At 33.2% G+C, this 18,284-nt stretch carries 19 protein-coding genes; 5 read left to right on the forward strand and 14 right to left on the reverse strand.

Annotated elements, in window-relative coordinates; all coding sequences use genetic code 11:
- Window positions 1-18: 18 nt before the first annotated feature.
- From V5784_RS09455 to V5784_RS09510, 12 genes are all read right to left on the reverse strand, one after another.
- Entirely contained in the window at window positions 19-858 is an 840-nt protein-coding gene (locus V5784_RS09455) for a DUF721 domain-containing protein (RefSeq protein WP_336888783.1), read from the reverse strand.
- Window positions 851-1,933: a DNA replication and repair protein RecF gene (gene recF, locus V5784_RS09460; protein ID WP_336888784.1), complete on the reverse strand. Its 1,083-nt coding sequence runs from the start codon at window positions 1,931-1,933 to the stop codon at window positions 851-853. The genes V5784_RS09455 and recF overlap by 8 nt, the downstream gene beginning before the upstream one ends.
- 11 nt (window positions 1,934-1,944) lie before the next feature.
- Complete coding sequence (gene yaaA / locus V5784_RS09465) at window positions 1,945-2,154, reverse strand: S4 domain-containing protein YaaA (RefSeq protein WP_336888785.1); 210 nt, start codon at window positions 2,152-2,154, stop codon at window positions 1,945-1,947.
- Between the two features lie 695 nt (window positions 2,155-2,849).
- Complete coding sequence (locus V5784_RS09470) at window positions 2,850-4,241, reverse strand: aminopeptidase (RefSeq protein WP_336888786.1); 1,392 nt, start codon at window positions 4,239-4,241, stop codon at window positions 2,850-2,852.
- 24 nt (window positions 4,242-4,265) lie between these two features.
- The gene (locus V5784_RS09475) at window positions 4,266-6,029 is read right to left on the reverse strand and encodes a M3 family oligoendopeptidase (RefSeq protein WP_336888787.1); all 1,764 of its coding nucleotides are present in this window, start codon (window positions 6,027-6,029) and stop codon (window positions 4,266-4,268) included.
- Between the two features lie 75 nt (window positions 6,030-6,104).
- The gene (locus tag V5784_RS09480; protein WP_336888788.1) at window positions 6,105-6,326 is read right to left on the reverse strand and encodes a hypothetical protein; all 222 of its coding nucleotides are present in this window, start codon (window positions 6,324-6,326) and stop codon (window positions 6,105-6,107) included.
- Window positions 6,319-7,314, reverse strand: a complete 996-nt coding sequence (locus V5784_RS09485) for an oligopeptide/dipeptide ABC transporter ATP-binding protein (protein ID WP_336888789.1) — start codon at window positions 7,312-7,314, stop codon at window positions 6,319-6,321. The genes V5784_RS09480 and V5784_RS09485 overlap by 8 nt, the downstream gene beginning before the upstream one ends.
- Window positions 7,304-8,305: an ABC transporter ATP-binding protein gene (locus tag V5784_RS09490; RefSeq protein WP_336888790.1), complete on the reverse strand. Its 1,002-nt coding sequence runs from the start codon at window positions 8,303-8,305 to the stop codon at window positions 7,304-7,306. The genes V5784_RS09485 and V5784_RS09490 overlap by 11 nt, the downstream gene beginning before the upstream one ends.
- Complete coding sequence (locus V5784_RS09495; protein WP_336888791.1) at window positions 8,306-9,310, reverse strand: ABC transporter permease; 1,005 nt, start codon at window positions 9,308-9,310, stop codon at window positions 8,306-8,308.
- Complete coding sequence (locus V5784_RS09500; RefSeq protein ID WP_336888792.1) at window positions 9,310-10,341, reverse strand: ABC transporter permease; 1,032 nt, start codon at window positions 10,339-10,341, stop codon at window positions 9,310-9,312. Before V5784_RS09500 ends, V5784_RS09495 begins: the two co-directional genes overlap by 1 nt.
- A gap of 68 nt (window positions 10,342-10,409) precedes the next feature.
- A complete protein-coding gene (locus V5784_RS09505; RefSeq protein WP_336888793.1) occupies window positions 10,410-12,206 on the reverse strand; it encodes an ABC transporter substrate-binding protein in 1,797 nt (598 codons plus the stop codon).
- Window positions 12,207-12,706: 500 nt separating this feature from the next.
- The gene (locus V5784_RS09510; protein ID WP_336888794.1) at window positions 12,707-13,087 is read right to left on the reverse strand and encodes a RidA family protein; all 381 of its coding nucleotides are present in this window, start codon (window positions 13,085-13,087) and stop codon (window positions 12,707-12,709) included.
- 294 nt (window positions 13,088-13,381) lie between these two features.
- Between V5784_RS09510 and V5784_RS09515 the strand changes: the two genes are divergently transcribed.
- The 5 genes from V5784_RS09515 to V5784_RS09535 all read left to right on the forward strand — a co-directional run bounded on the left by V5784_RS09515 (window position 13,382) and on the right by V5784_RS09535 (window position 16,711).
- Entirely contained in the window at window positions 13,382-14,056 is a 675-nt protein-coding gene (locus V5784_RS09515) for a hypothetical protein (RefSeq protein ID WP_336888795.1), read from the forward strand.
- A 66-nt stretch (window positions 14,057-14,122) separates the two neighbouring features.
- Entirely contained in the window at window positions 14,123-14,344 is a 222-nt protein-coding gene (locus tag V5784_RS09520) for a 4Fe-4S binding protein (RefSeq protein ID WP_336888796.1), read from the forward strand.
- A gap of 17 nt (window positions 14,345-14,361) precedes the next feature.
- The gene (locus tag V5784_RS09525; RefSeq protein WP_336888797.1) at window positions 14,362-15,423 is read left to right on the forward strand and encodes a 3-methyl-2-oxobutanoate dehydrogenase subunit VorB; all 1,062 of its coding nucleotides are present in this window, start codon (window positions 14,362-14,364) and stop codon (window positions 15,421-15,423) included.
- Window positions 15,423-16,172: a thiamine pyrophosphate-dependent enzyme gene (locus V5784_RS09530; RefSeq protein ID WP_336888798.1), complete on the forward strand. Its 750-nt coding sequence runs from the start codon at window positions 15,423-15,425 to the stop codon at window positions 16,170-16,172. The genes V5784_RS09525 and V5784_RS09530 overlap by 1 nt, the downstream gene beginning before the upstream one ends.
- Complete coding sequence (locus V5784_RS09535) at window positions 16,172-16,711, forward strand: 2-oxoacid:acceptor oxidoreductase family protein (protein WP_336888799.1); 540 nt, start codon at window positions 16,172-16,174, stop codon at window positions 16,709-16,711. The genes V5784_RS09530 and V5784_RS09535 overlap by 1 nt, the downstream gene beginning before the upstream one ends.
- 289 nt (window positions 16,712-17,000) lie before the next feature.
- On the opposite strand, the gene V5784_RS09540 is transcribed toward V5784_RS09535, so the two are convergent.
- Together V5784_RS09540 and V5784_RS09545 are read right to left on the reverse strand one after the other, a co-directional pair.
- The gene (locus V5784_RS09540; RefSeq protein WP_336888800.1) at window positions 17,001-17,504 is read right to left on the reverse strand and encodes an Mn2+dependent serine/threonine protein kinase; all 504 of its coding nucleotides are present in this window, start codon (window positions 17,502-17,504) and stop codon (window positions 17,001-17,003) included.
- Window positions 17,505-17,565: 61 nt separating this feature from the next.
- The gene (locus tag V5784_RS09545) at window positions 17,566-18,243 is read right to left on the reverse strand and encodes a lipopolysaccharide core heptose(II) kinase RfaY (RefSeq protein WP_336888801.1); all 678 of its coding nucleotides are present in this window, start codon (window positions 18,241-18,243) and stop codon (window positions 17,566-17,568) included.
- Between the last annotated feature and the right edge of the window lie 41 nt (window positions 18,244-18,284).

Genomic DNA, 18,284 nt, shown 5'->3' on the forward strand with positions numbered 1-18,284 from the left:
AACGTACCCTCCTAAATCTTATTTCTTCAATAATTGTATAAATTCCTCTGCTCTTCTCTCTATATATTCATCCTCTAATCCACCTAAATCTATTGTAAAATATAGCTTAGATAGCTCAAAAGCTATATTATCTTTCCTATTCCTTAAATAGATATCTATATCTTTTTTTATCCTGGATAGTTTTTTTAATTTTATCCTATTATACTCCTTTTCTGTCAAGGTCTCTATCTCTTTTATAGCCTGAGGATATTTAAGCATCTTCTTGTTTTTAAATGCTCTCATGAGAGTTTCTTCTAATTTTAAAACTTCTTTATTCATACATATAACACACATAGGTTCCGTTGAACTATAATAAATCCCACACTTACACTGTTTATACCCATGAAGTTTTAAGTATTTTTTTCGTTTATATGATTTTTCCAAAATAATTTTTGTCTGTTTTTTTATAAGATCATTTTCAATTCCCCTGAGTTCCTCTTCCATCTGTAAGTATTCTTCACCAGTTAAAGTCACATTGTCTAGATCTATAGGTTCATCTATTTCTTTTTTTTCCAAAAAATAATCTTTGGTGTCTTTTCTTCCAATTTTAAAAACTATCTCACTTACATAATCTCCACCTAAAAATTCATTAATTTTCTTTATGATAGACTGTTTTTGAAAATTCATCTGCTGGATCCAGATAGAATTTTCCACTCCTACAAAAAGCTTCCCCTGTTTCAAGAAGATAACAAAACTTTTTTTAGAGAGTTCTCCCACTATATTATCCCATTCTGATTTTAAGATACCTTCCTTTAGGAGCCGGCTCTTAGTTATGGCTACTTCCATCAAATCACTTACATCTACTAGATTTTTAACCATCTATCTCACCTCTGTGTACATGAAATCTTTTAGCTTCTATCTTTAGATCCGAAGTAGAACTAATAAATAATTGGATCTCTCTCTTTTGAAAATATTTCAATATATTTTCCTTCCTTATAGAGTCAAAATAAGATGATATATCATCTATTATAAAGATAGGTGTTTCTTTTTTTTCCTTTATTATCATATCTATTTCAGATATTTTTAAGGCAAATACTATGGATTTTTTCTCCCCTTGGGATGAATATGATTTAGCTTCCTTATTATCTAACAAAAAAATAAAATCATCTTTCTGAGGACCAATAAGGGAATATCCATATCTTAGTTCACGATCCCTTACCTCACCATAACTTTTCTTGATCTTTCCCTCTATCTCCTCCAAAGTAGGAGATCTCAGTTCTCCTAAAAAAGATTTATACCCCAGGGTCAGTTCCTTTTCACCGTCAAATAACTTTCGATAGTTTAAGGACAACAATCTCGAAACATTTTTTATATAATCAACCCTTTTTTTTACTACTAATGATGCATATTTTATAAACTCCGAGTTATATATCTCAAACATCGGATCCTTAGTTTTTCTATTCTTTAGATATTTGTTTCTGAATTTTAATAGCTTGGACACCGACTTTAAATAAAGATAGTACTCAGGATCTGCCTGAGCTATCTCATAGTCAAAGAATGATCTCCTCACACTGGGTGACCCAACAATAAGCTCTATATCTTCTGGTATAAAAGATATAATATTTAATTTACCCAAAAATTCATCATACTTAATATTTTTTCTGTTATAGGAGTACACCTTTTTCTTTTCATCTATCTTTACCGATACAGATTTTCGTGCTATCCTATCTTCGTAATTAACAAAAGCTCCCATCTTATGGCGACCGTATTTTATCATTTCCTTATTTTTACTGGTTCGAAAACTCTTTCCTGTAACTGTAAAATAGATAGCCTCTAATATGCTAGTTTTTCCCTGGCCATTTTTACCTAAAAATAAGTTAAATCTACGATCAAATTCCAAATGTTTATCATCTAAGTTTCTAAAATTGATCATATTCATATCTAGGATTTGCATACCGGCACCTCTTACGCTATTACTTCTATTTCTTTACCTTCAAATTCTACGATATCCCCTACACGGATCTTCTTCCCTCTTCTAGTTTCTATCTCACCATTTACTTTAACCATCTCTTCGGTAATTATGTGTTTTGCATCTGATCCACTGCTTACTACGTTAGCCCATTTCAATAATTGATCTAATTTAATATATTCCGTTGTGATCTGTATCTTTTCCATTTTTTACCTCCAAGTTAATTGAATATCGTCTAAACCAACTTAATCTCTATCCCTTCGAATTGCTTCCAAAGTAAGGATTAATTTTAATAAAATTCAAATCTCCTACCCAATATAATTACACATTATATTTTATCATATTTGCCCTTTATTATCAATCAAAACGGGTTCTTGGCAATCCGTCTTAACCCTTCCATTAAAAAGTTTTTAAACCATCCTTATTTGACAGATTAGAGGGTCTCAGAAATGTAAAAAATAGACCTCGAAAGTCCTATTTTTCTAATCCTACTTTTTTTTTATTATTCTCCCCCCTCATTTTCTTTCTTTGAGGATTTTTTTTATAAAAACTTTTTGCCACCAATTTACACCAACCTATAATTTTCTACCGCTATTACACAGAGGTTTTTAAATCTACTTTTTGACACAGGTTTCCCCAAATCACTCAGATTTCAAACCTAAACCTTTACACTAAGATCACAAAGAAAAAACTAGAAAGGGCACTAAGAGAAGCTTTTTTCCTTGGTTTTAACCTAAAACAAAAATCTGTGATCATCATAGATTTTTCCGTGTATGTGATAACATCCGCGTTCTATTTCTTTTTTAATCTATAGCACAGGATTCTTTTATTTTCTCGGCTTTTCAATAATAAAAAAACTGCAGAGACTCTCCTGCAGTTTTTCTTATTTTTAATCCTATCCTTAAAAATTATAGAACACCTTATAAGCTCTATAAATTTCATATACATCATATTTTGAAGCCAACTCCATAGGTGAATGCATAGATAATAGTGCAGCCCCTGCATCAATAGTTCTAATCCCATAGTGAGCCAAGAACATAGCTACAGTTCCGCCACCGCCTTCATCTACCTTTCCAAGCATTCCAGTCTGCCATTTGATATTTGCCTCATCAAATATAGACCTAAGTTCCGCTACATATTCTGCATCTGCATCAGATGATCCATCTTTTCCACCAGATCCAGTATATTTAGTAAGAACTATTCCATAGCCTAATTTACTTGCATTTTGCTCATCATGAACAGATTTAAACAATGGATTAAGACCAGCATTTACGTCAGATGATAGTGCATGTGAGTTCCATAACACTTTTCTTAATATCTGATCATTAAACTTATCTCCTAGGATTTTGTAGACGATGTCTCCCATAAAATAATCTAAGTATCTAGATTGTAACCCTGTAGATCCCATAGATCCTACCTCTTCTTTATCTGCTAAGTAACAGATAGAAGTTCTTCGAGGTATTTCCTTTAAATCAAACATAGAGATCCTTGAAGTATATCCACAGATTCTGTCATCGTGACCATATGCTCCTACAATGGCTCTGTCAAAACCAATGTCTCTGGCTTTCTCTGCTGGCACTAACTGTAATTCAGCTGAGACAAAATCCTCTTCCACTATTCCATAATCATCGTTTAATTTTTTTAAGATAGTATACTTAAAGTGTTCCTTCATATCACCATCTTTCATAGTCGTAGGAGTAGATCCCACAATGATATTCATCTCCTCACCTTTTAATACTTCACCAGCTTTTCTATCTCTCTGTACATGTTTATCTAAATGAGGTAATAGATCAGGAATTATAAACACAGGATCCGTAGGATCTTCACCTATAACTATATTTATTAATCTACCATCTTTTAAAGCCACTACACCGTGTAGTGATAACGCTCTAGATGCCCATTGATATTTTTTTATTCCACCATAGTAGTGAGTTTTTAAAAGTGCAAAATCAACATCTTCATATAGTGGGTTTTGCTTTAAGTCCAATCTAGGAGAATCTACATGGGAAACTACAAAGTTAGCTCCCTTTAAAATGTCTTCTCTTCCAATAATTGCTAAGATAAGGTTTTTCCCTCTATTATTATAGAAAACCTTGTCTCCGGCTTTTAACATTTCCACAGATTCTGCATCTACGAAACCATTGGCTTCAGCCATCTTTTGAGCATAAGTGATTACTTCCCTCTCTGTCTTGGCTGTATCTAAAAAATTTTTATATCTCTCTGAAAAATCCATTATATTTTTTTTAACAGATTCATCAATATCTTTCCATCCATTTTCCTTTTTGTAAAACATTTTTCCCTCCCTTTTTTAAACTCTTTATTCGTACACTTTCGTTAATTCCAAGAATAACTCCACATCTTCTTTGACTTGATCTAACGAACTTCTCCAAAATTTAATATCTGTCACATCTATATCAGCAAGAAGAGCTACTTCCTCTACACTTTTTTGACCTGTTAATTTAAGCAGATTATCATATTTTGGTAAAAATGCCTCTTTATCTTTTAAATATTGAGAGTATAATCCTCTGCCGAATAAAGCTCCAAAGGCATATGGAAAGTTATAAAAACTTAGGCCAGGTCTATAATAATGACCTTTATTTACCCACATATACGGGTGTAAATTTTCCGGGTCTAATCCATCACCATAAGATTCTTTCTGTGCTTCTATCATAATTTCCTTTAATTCTTCTGGGCTTAAGATACTATCCTTTCTTTTATCAAATACTGTTTCTTCGAATATATATCTACTCAATATATCCACTGCTACTTGAGTTATCCCTTCTAAAGAACTTTCTAATAAGAAGATCTTTTCCTCTTTAGTAGCATCTATAAGTGCGTTTTTCATCACTATAGTTTCACACATGATAGATGCCGTCTCTGCTACAGGCATGGTATAGTTAGTATTCAAGATACTTTGATCAAATATACAGTCACCGTGATATGCATGTCCCAATTCATGAGCCAGAGTCAGCACTCCGGAGAAAGTCCCAGTAAAATTATGCAATATTCTACTTTGTTTAATCGGTGGAATATTAGCACAAAATGCTCCCCCTACCTTTCCTTTTTTAGGAGAATAATCCACCCAATTTTCATCGAATGCTCTCTCTGCTACTCCCCTTAATTTAGGAGAAAATGAGCCAAAGTTTTTCAATACATAAGTCTGGGCTTCCTCTATGGTAAATTTCTTATCTGCACTACCAATTGGAGCAAACAGTTCATAAAAAGGTAACCCATTCTCATACCCTAATATCTTAGCCTTTCTCTTTAAATATTTTCTAAAATATGGCAGGTATTCTCTGATTGCATCTAATAATGCATCCAGTGTTTTTTGCGTCATCCTGGAATCTTCCAATGTTTTTGAGATGGGTGTTTCATAACCTCTTAGGTCATTTATAGTGTTGACTTCTCCCTTTATAGAATTAAGGGAAGAGGCTATTGATTTTTCTATTTTTTCATATGCTTTTAATTCGGCTTCAAATGCTGTTTTTCTTATTTTTGAATCTTTATCATGAGCTAAACTCCTTACTTCTGATAAAGTTATAACTTTTTTTTCGCCGTTTAATTCTATTTCTACATCCAGTGTCGAAGTAAGAGCCCCATGTAGGTTACTCCAGGCTGTCGCACCTGTTTGACCTAATTTAGAGAGTAATAACTCTGTTTTTTCATCCAAAGTATATCTATCACTTTCTTTTATTTGTCTTAAATAAAATTCATGTTCTTTTAAAAATTCACTTTTCTTTATTATCGCATCGATATCTAAATTTGCTATCCATTTTTTTGCTCTAGTTTCTACCTCTGTTGTCTCTGAATATTTATTCGACAATAAATTTATATATTTTATTGCATTTGAATCAGATGTATTTGTGGATTTTGTTAGAGATGAAAATGCTCCTAAAGTTCTGTATAGAGTTGCAGATTTTATCAAAGTTTTTAAATATCCTTCTACAGTTTCCGCACTATCATCTAATCTATCTTTATAGCTGTTTAATTCGGCTATATTTTCATCTAATTTCACTAAATCAGCTTTAAATTTTTCCGATTCGAACGATGGGTATAACCTATCTAAATTCCAATTATTCATCTTTCCTCCCCTTGTATAACAAAACAGAACTTATCCACTCTAAGATGGATAAGCTCCTTTTTTATATCTATCTCTTTAAAATTTAAATATAAATTTCATAAGCAGATAAAATAATAAACAAGCTATTAAAACTACCGGTAAAATAGTAGTTAATGCTGCAATTATCAATGCTTTAGCATCATTTTTTTCAAATTCCGTTTCATCTATCAATTTTTTTAATTCATCATCTTCCCGTCTAAGTTTTTCTTTTTTAGAAATGAGATCTTCCATAGTCCCTTTTTCTTTATCCTTAAACAAGTTCGGCACCCTTATAGTGACAAGCTACAAAATGACCCTCTGATACCTCTTCCCATTTAGGAACTTCTACCTTACAGATATCCTTGACTACGGGACATCTTGTGTGAAACTTACATCCAGCTGGAGGAGTTACATTTGATGGGATATCTCCCTCCAATACAATTCTCTTTCTATTCTTTATGATCTCTAGGTCTGTTTCCGGGATTGAAGATAACAGTGCCTTAGTATATGGATGTTGAGGAGTTGCATATAGATTTTTTTTAGGAGCCAGTTCTACCATATTCCCCAGATACATTACCCCTATCCTATCAGAGATATGTTTCACTACTGACAGATCATGAGATATAAAGAGATATGACATCCCGAATTCCTTTTTTAAGTCATTCAATAGGTTAATTACCTGGGATTGAATAGATACATCTAGTGCTGATACAGCTTCATCACAGACGATAAATTTAGGTTTTAGTGCCAGTGATCTAGCTATCCCGATTCTTTGCCTTTGTCCTCCTGAAAATTCATGAGGAAATCTGTAGATCATATAGTCGTCCAGCCCACAAGTTTTCATTATTTTTTTTACATATGTTTCCAGTTCCTTCGACCCGGCTTTATATATCTTATGTTCTACAAGAGCTTCCCCGATTATATTCCCCACTGTCATCCTGGGGTTTAGCGATGAATATGGATCCTGGAATATGATCTGCATCTCACGCCTTAGAGGGATCATCTCTTTGACCGACAGATCGGTTATATCTCTCCCGTCATAGATGATTTTTCCTGCTGTTGGAGTGTACAGTTTAAGCAGACTTCTTCCAAATGTAGACTTCCCACAGCCTGATTCTCCTACGATTCCTATAGTTTCCCCTTCATAGATCACCAGATCTATCCCATCATTTGCTTTAACAAACAATCTTTCACCATTTTTTCTTTTTCCCGTAGGGAAATATTGTTTTAAATTTTTAGTTTCTAATATTATTTTTCTATTTTTCATCTCTCTGCTCCTTATTTGGATAGAAACACCTGATCAGATGATTTTCCTCTACCTCTACAAGATTTGGTTTTTTATCTATACATTTTTGAGTAGCAAACTTACAACGAGGTGCAAACCTGCAACCTATCGGAAGGTTCAGCGGGTGTGGTACACTTCCGTCTATTTGATCTAAGTATACCACTTCTTCATTTAATTTAGGGATGGAATTTAATAATCCTTCCTTGTATGGATGAGAGAACTTTGAAATTTTTGAGAATAAAATCTCCACCGGAGCTTTCTCCACCGCTTCTCCTGTATACATTACCACTACATCATCAGCTAATTCTGCTATAGCTCCTAAGTCATGAGTTATAAATAATATAGCTGTATTATGTTTTTTCTTCAGGTCATTCATAAGATTGAATATCTGTGCCTGAATAGTTACATCCAAGGCAGTTGTCGGTTCATCAGCTATAAGTAGTTTTGGCTCACAAGCTAATGCCATGGCAATCATTACCCTTTGTCTCATCCCTCCTGATAATTGATGGGGATAGTTATGCACTACCCCTTCAGGTTCAGGTATTTTCACCTCTCTTAGGAGTTCTACCGATCTTGCCCAAGCTTGTTTTTTATTCATCCCTTGATGGAGGATCAACGGTTCTCCTAATTGTTCCCCTATCTTTAATACCGGGTTCAGACTGGTCATAGGCTCTTGGAATATCATAGATATTTCATTTCCCCTGATACTCCTCATCTCATCCTCTGTATAATCTAATAATTCCTGCCCATCAAACATTATACTTCCGTCCACAATATCACCCGGGTCTTCTATAAGTCTTAATATACTGAATGAAGTTATTGATTTTCCTGATCCCGATTCTCCTACAACTCCCAGAGTTTTACCTCTTTGAATCTCCATATCTACACCATTTACTGCCTTTATAGTCCCTTTATTGGTAAAGAAATAAGTATGCAGATTTCTTATTTCAAGTAAGTTTTCTTGTGTTTTCATCTACATCGCCGCCTTTGCTAATTTTCTTCTTTTTTGTCTTTCTTTTTCTCTTTTCCTCTTCTCTTTAAGTCTTATCCTCTGTTCCTTAGTTACATACTGAGATTTTGGATCCACAGCATCTCTTAGACCTTCACCAATTACATTGATACTCATGATTAGAATAAATAATGCCAATCCCGGGAAGATCCAAGTCCACCAATAATTTGTCATTATAATTGAATTCTTGGCAGATAGACTGATAAGTCTCCCCCATGTGGGAGTGGGTTCTGTAACTGATAGTCCTAAATATGATAGGGATGATTCTGTAAGTATGGCTCCTGCAAAGGTCAACGTTCCACTTACAATTACATATGTCAGTACGTTGGGAATCAAATGTTTAGTTATTTGGTTGTAACTACTGATCCCCAATGCTCTTGTGGCAACTATAAATTCTTGTTCTCTCAGGGATAAGATCTGACCCCTGACCATCCTGGCTAATCCAGTCCATCTTAAAAATCCCAGAATAAATATTATTAAATATAACCTGAGTTGAGCATCTAAATCCATAAATATAGCTGAGATAGTCATTGCTATAGCTAAAAATGGGAATGATGAAACGATCTCTGTTCCCCTCATAATTAAGGTATCTACCTTTCCGCCGAAGAAACCTGCTGTAGCTCCTATAGATACCCCTAACACGATAGATAATATAGTCGATAAAAGTCCCACTTGGATCGAGATCCATCCCCCTGCTAATACTCTAAGAAACAGGTCTCTTCCCTGTGCATCTGTTCCAAACAGATGCTGCATACTAGGTTTCATATATTTTTTCGATATATCTACATGAGCCAGATCATAGTTAGTTAGATGAACATAAATTTGAGCTCCCACTATGACTAATAACAACACTCCAAAGGAAACAAGTCCTACCATAGCCAATCTATTGTGTTTAAATTTATCCATTATCTGTCTTGTAGGAGAAATAATTTTTTCATGCTCTTTACTTAATTTATCGTTATTACTCATTATTTTATCCTCCTTGCTTTTATTCTAGGATCTACCAGTGCATAACCCACATCAACAAAGAGATTTGCAAAAAGTGTTAACACTGCAAAGAATAACAATACAGTCGCTAGAACTCCCCTGTCTTTAAATTGATATGCCTGGTTCATCAAAAGACCCATTCCTGGCCACGCAAATATTTTCTCTACGATGATAGACCCGCCAAATAATGCAGGTATCCAGAATCCTATGATTGTAATCACAGGAATCAATGCATTTTTAAAAGCATGCCTATAAATAACCACTTTTTCACTTAAGCCTTTTGCTCTGGCAGTTCTGATATAGTCAGCCTTCAACACTTCAATCATGGCATTTCTTATATATCTGATTAAACTTGCAAGAGATGAGAGTACTATTACTGAAACCGGCAGGATATAATACATATACTCAGGCCTCACTCCTCTAGGATCTATCATTCCAGAAAACGGCAGGATTCGGAGTACTGCAGAAAACAACAATACTAATAATAACGCTATAAAGAATGAAGGAAGGGAGATTCCTACCATAGATACCACAGTTACAATCTTATCGTACCTTGTATTTTTCTTTACTGCTGATTTAACTCCAATAGGTATAGCAATTAAAAAAGCGATAACAAAGCCTACAATATTGACCTTAAATGAGTTCATAATGTAGCTTCCTATAAATTCATTGATGGGTTTATTAAGCGCCACAGAATAACCAAAGTTACCGGTCAACACATCTCTCCACCATAAAAAATATCTCACTATAACAGGCTTATCATACCCCAATACTTTTCTCATAGTTTCTATATATGCTATCCTTTCTTCCTCTGTCATATTAGCAGTTGTTTCCGGATTGATCATAGCCAAGATTGGGTCTCCAGGCATAAGCTGTATCAATGTAAAGATAACTATTGAAATTATAATTACAACCGGCAGCAGATGCAACAACCTGTTGCCTATGTATTTTATATAAGGAAATATTGTATCAAATATAGTTCTTAGTTTTCCTTGTTGTTTTTCATTTTCCACATTTACCTCCAATAAATAAGCAGAAACTATGCTCTGCTCATTTTATTCTATTTATTTTTTTCTATTTATTAATTTATGAAATCTGCTTTTATTATTGCGTAAGGCCATTGCCATAAAGCGTTTGTTTCAAAATTTTCTACTTTATTTGTGTAAGCATCGTAGTAATTATTTGAGTACAGCGGTAATAAAGGCAGATCTTTATTAACTTCCACAATCCATGTTCTCCAGTTAGCTTTGTAACTAGCAGTCCCTTCATCAGTTGATGGGTTAGAGAATCTAATCTCATCAAGTAATTTTTCATCCCCAACATATCTTGCACTATTACTTGACGATCCTTTTCCAAATGGTAAGATCTTTGTACTAGACCAGTTAGCATATGGATCATACTCAATACTGTAAGAAGTTCCACCTGTAAACATATGGTATTTTCTTTCACTTAAAGCTGCATTTCCATATAAGTTATCGGCCATGATAGACCAATCCATAGAGTCTATATTGATCTTAATTCCGAATTTATCTTGAACTTCTTTAGTCAGAGTAAGGTTGATTGCATCTGTCCATGCTGATGTGATAGCCAGATTAAGAGTAAGTGCCTTTCCTTCCCATAGATAAGTCCCATCTGCATCCTTGGTTAATTTTGCATATAATCCATCTGTTTTAGTTGCAGCCTGATCCAATAACTTCTTTGCTTTTGTCAAGTTAGCTCCTTCATCCCAATTACCATCTGCATCTAAAACATCATAACTTGTCAATGATTTTTCAAACTTACCTTCTGTTCCTAATTTTTCACCCTTCTCATACATCATCCACATATTTCTAGAGTATGGTGCATTGGATGAAACTCCATATTTTCCTAAGAAAATATTTCTAAATTTAATTCTGTCAAATTCATAGGCAAAAGCCTTTCTTATTTCTGGCAATTGTACCGGTCCAAAATCAGAATGAAATGTGATTTGTCCCCCACCATGACGGAAATAGTTATTAGTTGACATTGTTGATGTCTCTCCTAATACTGCGTCCACATTTTCCTCTCTTCCAATATTTGTAAGACCATCTATCTCTCCAGTAACCAATTGAGTTATCTTAGTTTCCTCTGGTATATTCTGAACAATAAGAATATCTATACTGGGTTTATCCCCTTCAAAGTTCCCTTGATAGTTTTCGTTTATAGATAATTTTACATATTGTGATTCTATATATTTATCGATCTTATACGGTCCATATCCTATCGGAGTAGACATATTAGCTTTTACCCACTGTTGAGGAGTTATCCCGTCTTTTTCTGCTCCTGCCGTTATGTTAGTTGAATCTAAAATAGATTCAGAAAATACAGAAGAACCTAGTGTATACATTATATTCTTTAAATAAAACATTACAGTATTATCAGCTTCATCCAATTCTATTCTGTCAATATATTGAGTTAAACTACTTGTACCTCCTGTAGCTGACAGTGCATCTTTATCCATATAGAAATCATATGTAAACTTTATATCCTTGGCAGTCAATGGATCTCCATTTGAGAACTTCATTCCGTCTTTAATCTTAAATGTCCATATATCTTCAGTCTCTTTGGACGGATCTGATTTTGACAATATCTTACTCTCTACGAATGAAGCCAGAATCAGCCCCCCATTATCTGTTGGTGATAAAAGTCCCCCACCCCAAACTAATCTTCTGATATTTGCATCATATACCGAATTTGTCCACCCATCATAAAAGTCCCCATTAAAATTTGATGATCCCATTACAAAAGTTGTCAGCTTACCTTTCCCTTCAGTTGTTCCTGTTGTTTCTTTATCTGATCCTCCACAGCCTGTAAATAATAACGCTGCCACCACTCCTAGTATTAATAATTTTTTCTTCATTGCTGCCTCCCTAGTTTTATTTTCTTAGCATAAATGTTTTACGTATTAATGTACTAATGTAATAATGTAATAATGTACTAATGTACTAATGTACTAATGTAATAATGTAATAATGTAATAATGTAATACTATAATTCCTTTAGTTTTAAAAATTTTATTTTTTATTTTAGTTAAATACAACTTAAATTTAGTCTTGATTTAATTAATAGTTAGAATTTTAACATCTTTTGCGCTATAATAAAGTATTTAAATATTAGAATAATCTTAATAAAATATGAATATTCCTAATGAAAAGACTTTAGTTTTTAGTATTAAATATATTCTATACATCTTTTATACTATTAATATTTATAATTTCTATAAATATTTTTTCCATGAATTTTCCTTATTTTAATAGGAGTTCTCATTCTAACTCTTCCTCTTTTCACTTCATCATAATAAAATAATAATAAAAATAGGGAAATCCGAAGATTCCCCTAAAGTTTTATCAATTATTTTAATTATTTTACTGCGATTACTTCGATCTCGATTTTAACATCTTTTGGTAATCTAGCTACTTCTACACAAGCTCTAGCAGGCTTTGTATCTGTAAAGTATTGTGCATAGATCTCGTTGATCTTTCCAAAATCATTCATATCTTTGATGAAAACTCCAGCCTTTACTACATCTGATAAAGAATATCCAGCTTCAATAAGAATAGCCTTTATATTTTCTAATGATTGTTTCGTTTGCTCTTGTACATCTTCAGATACTAATTCCATTGTAGCTGGTACGAATGGGATTTGTCCTGAAACATATAATGTTCTGTTTACTTCTACCGCTTGTGAATATGGTCCTAATGCAGCTGGTGCATTTTCCGTGTGAATATATCTTTTTGACATAATCTTACCTCCATTTTTTTTATATTATTGCTACTTAAAGTATACAATTTTTAAATTTTATGTCAATGAAAAAATTAAAAAATTATCTTTCCAATGGGATAATAAAAAATTCAACTTCTACGATTCCTTTATAAAAGCTAGGCTAAGTCTGTAATAACCGTATGTTATCAAAACACTATATCCTATTTCAATTCTAATTAAGATCAAAAAAAGCTTTTTGTTGTTGACTTTTGCATCATTTTTAAAGTATAATTAATTATATGTACTGAAAATATAGTAACTTAGGAGTTCAAAATGCTAAAAGATAATAGAATTAGAATTATTTGTGGTCACTACGGAAGTGGAAAAACTGAATTTGCAGTAAACTATTCTTTAGCTCTTAAGGCCTCTCAAGATAAAGTTGCCATAGCTGATATGGATGTTGTTAATCCATATTTTAGAAGCAGAGACAAAGCTGAAATTTTAAGAGAGAAAGGCATCAAAGTTATATATAGCTCTCTAGACGGAACAGCTCTTGATCTTCCTGCTGTCAGTGGAGAAGTAGGAACATTGATCGTAGGTAATGAGTGGAACTTGATTTTAGATGTTGGGGGAGATAATGTAGGCGCTCGAGCTTTGGCATCTCAATCCCAAGGTATGAGATCTGACGATTATGACATGTTCTTTGTTATCAATGCTTATAGACCTGAAACACAGAATGCTACAGATGTTATATCTCACTTACAAGCTATTGAGGAAACTACTGGGCTTACAGTTACTGGATTAATAAACAATACTCATATGATGAAAAATACTACTTTAGAAGATGTTTTGTTTGGTCAAAGAGTTTCTGAGGAAGTTTCAAAAGAATTGAATCTTCCAATTAAATATATATCGTGTATCGAGGAAGTAGCAAAACAACTGCCTCAGGAATTAAAAGATATCTGTATCACTACCTCTCTAATAATGAGAGAGGATTGGATGAGCTAAAAGCAAGTTAAACGTAAAGGTAGTGTCTTATCCTACCCCGTATAAATACAAATTAGGAGGTTTAGAATGGCTAAAGGAATGGTTAGTTTTAATCAAGATCGTTGCAAAGGTTGTCAACTGTGTGTGTCTGTCTGTCCAGTTAAAATAATTGAATTAGATAGAACTACTACAAACTCAAAAGGGTATAACCCAGCTCATGTAAGTGAAGCAAATAAGAATAAATGTATCGGTTGTGCTCAATGTGGTCTTATGTGTCCAGATTCTGTTATCACAGTTGAAAGAAATTAATAAAGGGGGACTAAATAATGTCTAAAGTACTTATGAAAGGTAACGAAGCAGTTGGAGCAGCAGCTATTAAAGCTGGATGTAAATATTTCTTCGGTTATCCTATCACACCACAAAATGAAATTCCAGAATATATGTCTAAGAAATTACCTGAAGTTGGAGGAGAATTCGTCCAAGCTGAATCTGAAGTAGCTGCCATAAACATGGTTTACGGTGCTGCAGGATGCGGAGCAAGAGTAATGACATCTTCTTCTTCACCCGGTATGGCACTTAAGCAAGAAGGTATATCTTACTTAGCTGGAGCAGAATTACCAGCTGTTATAGTAAACATGATGAGAGGGGGTCCTGGTTTAGGAGGGATTCAACCTGCTCAATCTGATTACTTCATGTCAGTTAAAGGTGGAGGTAATGGAGATTACTTCATGCCAGTATATGCACCTGCATCTATTCAAGAAACAGTTGATATAATCCAAGAAGCATTCGACGTAGCTGACCAATATAGAACTCCAGTTATGGTAATAGCTGATGGTATGATCGGTCAAATGATGGAGCCTGTTGAATTTAAAGATGTGCCTCATAGAAAATTAGAGAAAAAAACTTGGGCAACTGATGGAACTAAAGAAAAGAGAAAACCTAATGTTATCAACTCACTATTCTTAGAAGCTCAAGATTTAGAAGATCATATTCTTAGATTAGAAGAAAAATTTAACTTAATGGAAAAAAATGAATGTAGATGGGAAGAATATAAGCTAGAAGGTGCTGAAATAGTAATCGCAGCTTATGGAACTACTTCTAGAATTGTAAAAAATGCTATCGATACCTTAGAAAAAGATGGAATTAAAGTTGGATTAATTAGACCAATTACATTATGGCCATTCCCTAAGAAAGCATTTGATCATATTGATTCTACTACAACTACTGTATTAACAGTTGAAATGAGTAGAGGACAAATGATTGAAGATGTTAGATTATCTTTAAATGGTAAATTACCTACTGCATTCTTTGGAAGAACTGGTGGAGTTATCCCAACTCCTGAAAATGTTGTAGAAGCAGTTAAGAAACTTGTTGGAGGTGCTAAATAATGGCAGTTGTTTTCAAAAAAACAAAAGGACTTGTGGATACAAAAACTCACTACTGTCCTGGATGTACCCATGGAATTACTCATAGATTAGTTGGAGAAGTTTTAGAAGAATTAGGAGTATTAGGAGAAACTATCGGTGTTGCACCAGTAGGCTGTTCTGTACTTGCATATAAATATTTTAACTGTGACGTTCAGCAAGCTGCCCATGGAAGAGCTCCTGCTGTAGCTACTGGTATAAAAAGAGTTCATCCTGATAAAGTGGTATTTACTTATCAAGGGGATGGAGATTTAGCTTCTATCGGTGCTGCTGAAATCGTTCATGCTGCTGCCAGAGGAGAAAGATTCACAACTATATTTATCAACAATGCCATCTATGGAATGACTGGTGGACAAATGGCTCCTACTACTTTAGTAGGTCAAAAAGCTACTACAGCTCCATTAGGCAGAGATCCTAAAAAAGTTGGAATGCCTATGAGAGTATCCGAGATGTTGGCTACTTTAGATGGTGCTAAATTCGTAGAAAGATGTACTGTTCACAACCCGGCCGGTGTTAGAAAAACTAAAGCTGCTATTAAAAAAGCTTTTGAAATGCAAATAAATGGTGAAGGTTTTGGAATTGTAGAAATATTATCTACTTGTCCTACAAACTGGGGAATGACTCCTGTTGACTCGTTAAAATGGTTAGAAGAAAATATGATTCCATATTACCCATTAGGTAATATCAGAACTCCTCAAGGAGGGGATAAATAATGAATGAGAAAGTAATCGCTGCTGGATTTGGTGGACAAGGTGTAATGTCTTTAGGTCAATTATTAGCATATGCTGGAATGATAGAAGAGAAACAAGTTTCATGGTTACCATCTTATGGTCCTGAAATGAGAGGGGGAACCGCTAACTGTGGTGTTATCGTCTCTGATGGTCTTATTGGATCACCTGTAGTTGTCGGAGATGCTACATGTTTGATAGCTATGAATAAACCTTCTTTAGATAAATTTGAAGTAGATGTAGTTTCTGGGGGGAAAGTACTTATCAACTCATCTTTAATCAAAGAAAAAGCAACTAGAACTGATATAGATGCATATTATATCGATGCAAATGCAATTGCTGAATCTTGTGGAACTATTAAAGCAGCTAACATGGTTATGTTAGGAGCTTTCTTAGAACTTACTAAAACTGTAGAGCAGGATAGTGTTTTACAAGCTTTCGTAAAAGTATTCGGTGAGAACAAGGCTAAATTTGTTCCTATGAACAGAGAAGCTTTAAACAAAGGTGCAGAAGCAGTTAAGTAAACTTTTTTCTATATAATTCAATTGAAAAGGAGTTGCGAACTATGTTCTCAACTCCTTTTTTATAACCCATTATTTTAATTTTTTGACTTATTCTTAATAATTTTTAAATCTTTTAACCAATACATTATTATCAAAAAATTCTAATTTTTCAGATCAATATTTTTGAATTCTCTCTGTCTGTCTATAAGATGAAATAGATTTCTTTTAAATTTTTATAAGATAGACATAGGTTTATTATTGTCAGTATACATATTAAAATATACTGCATTATAAAAATTTTTAGTATTCTTTATAATCTCTCCTCTATATAACTTACCCAGTCATCATTTCTCAAAGCTTTTTTTAATCTGTTATGTAATTCTTTTTTTGTTTTAAATGCTAGCCTTCCCACTTTGTAACCTTCTAAGTCTATAACAAAAATCTCTCTCCCTTTCACTATAAAATTCTTAGTATTAAAATCACTGTAATATATTTTATTTTTCAATATTTTAACTATTATATCTAAAAAATCTTTTAATACTGAATTATCTTTTTCTAAATATTCTCTTAATACAACACCTTGAATGTCCTTAGTTACCACTTTATATTTAGAATATTCTACAATTTCCGGAACATTTATGCCTATTTTTTTTAAAGTCTGAGCAACAAAATAAAAATTTTCTCCTGGATATTTTCTGAACCTGAAAAAATATTTTAATTTCTGTTCAAATTTTGGATGAAACTCTTTTATGTAAAGTTTATTTTTTTCATCATATAATACTGTTGAGTCTTTCTGTTTTACTACTATTTGCATCATAATTCTCCTATTTTTGATTTTAAGAAGCTATTTAAAATAACTAAACACATTGTTTTTTCTACTTATTTTTTAGTTTTTTTTTGATCCTTCCCCAAATATGTAAAAAACTGTTTAAACCTTTAGCTCCTCTATAATATATATCTTTTTTTTCATAATCCATTTCTCTAGGGCAGCTCTCCTCCAAATATATATATTCATACCTAGCTCCAAATTTTCCATATTTATTTTTTGAAAACTTCGAATCTATAAGATATACATGTTTGTTATCAATAATAAAATTAACCAACTGGGAATCGCCGTGTAAATATCCTAACTGATGTATCTTATCCAGCTCACTCTCAATAACCTTTAGATGTTTTATCGATCCTGTTTCTCCTAAAAGATATTCACATATAAAGTAGGAGTCCACCACAAATCCATACTTTCTTTTTTCAAAAGCTAAAATAGGTTTATATGTCCATAGTCCTGCCCTATGAATTTTTTCTGCCTGTATATACTCACGATAAGATTCTGAACCCCTAAAAATTGAGAGAAATCTCTGCCATTTCCGACTGTTTTTTTCCCTGGGAACTTTAAATACTAATTTATCTCCTTCAAAGGTAAATAAACTAACCTTACTCCTGTTGTCATCTTTAAACACCTTTTCTATCTTTAAATTTTCTAAAGCATCTAATATTTTCAGATATTTTTCATCTCTATAATAAATAGTTATATCATTAATTTTTTTTGTTTTCATTATCAGTCTCCTAAAAAACTTTTTGTTACAACCTTAATTAC

The organism is Psychrilyobacter sp. (assembly GCF_037132775.1).
Classification (GTDB): Bacteria; Fusobacteriota; Fusobacteriia; order Fusobacteriales; family Fusobacteriaceae; genus Psychrilyobacter.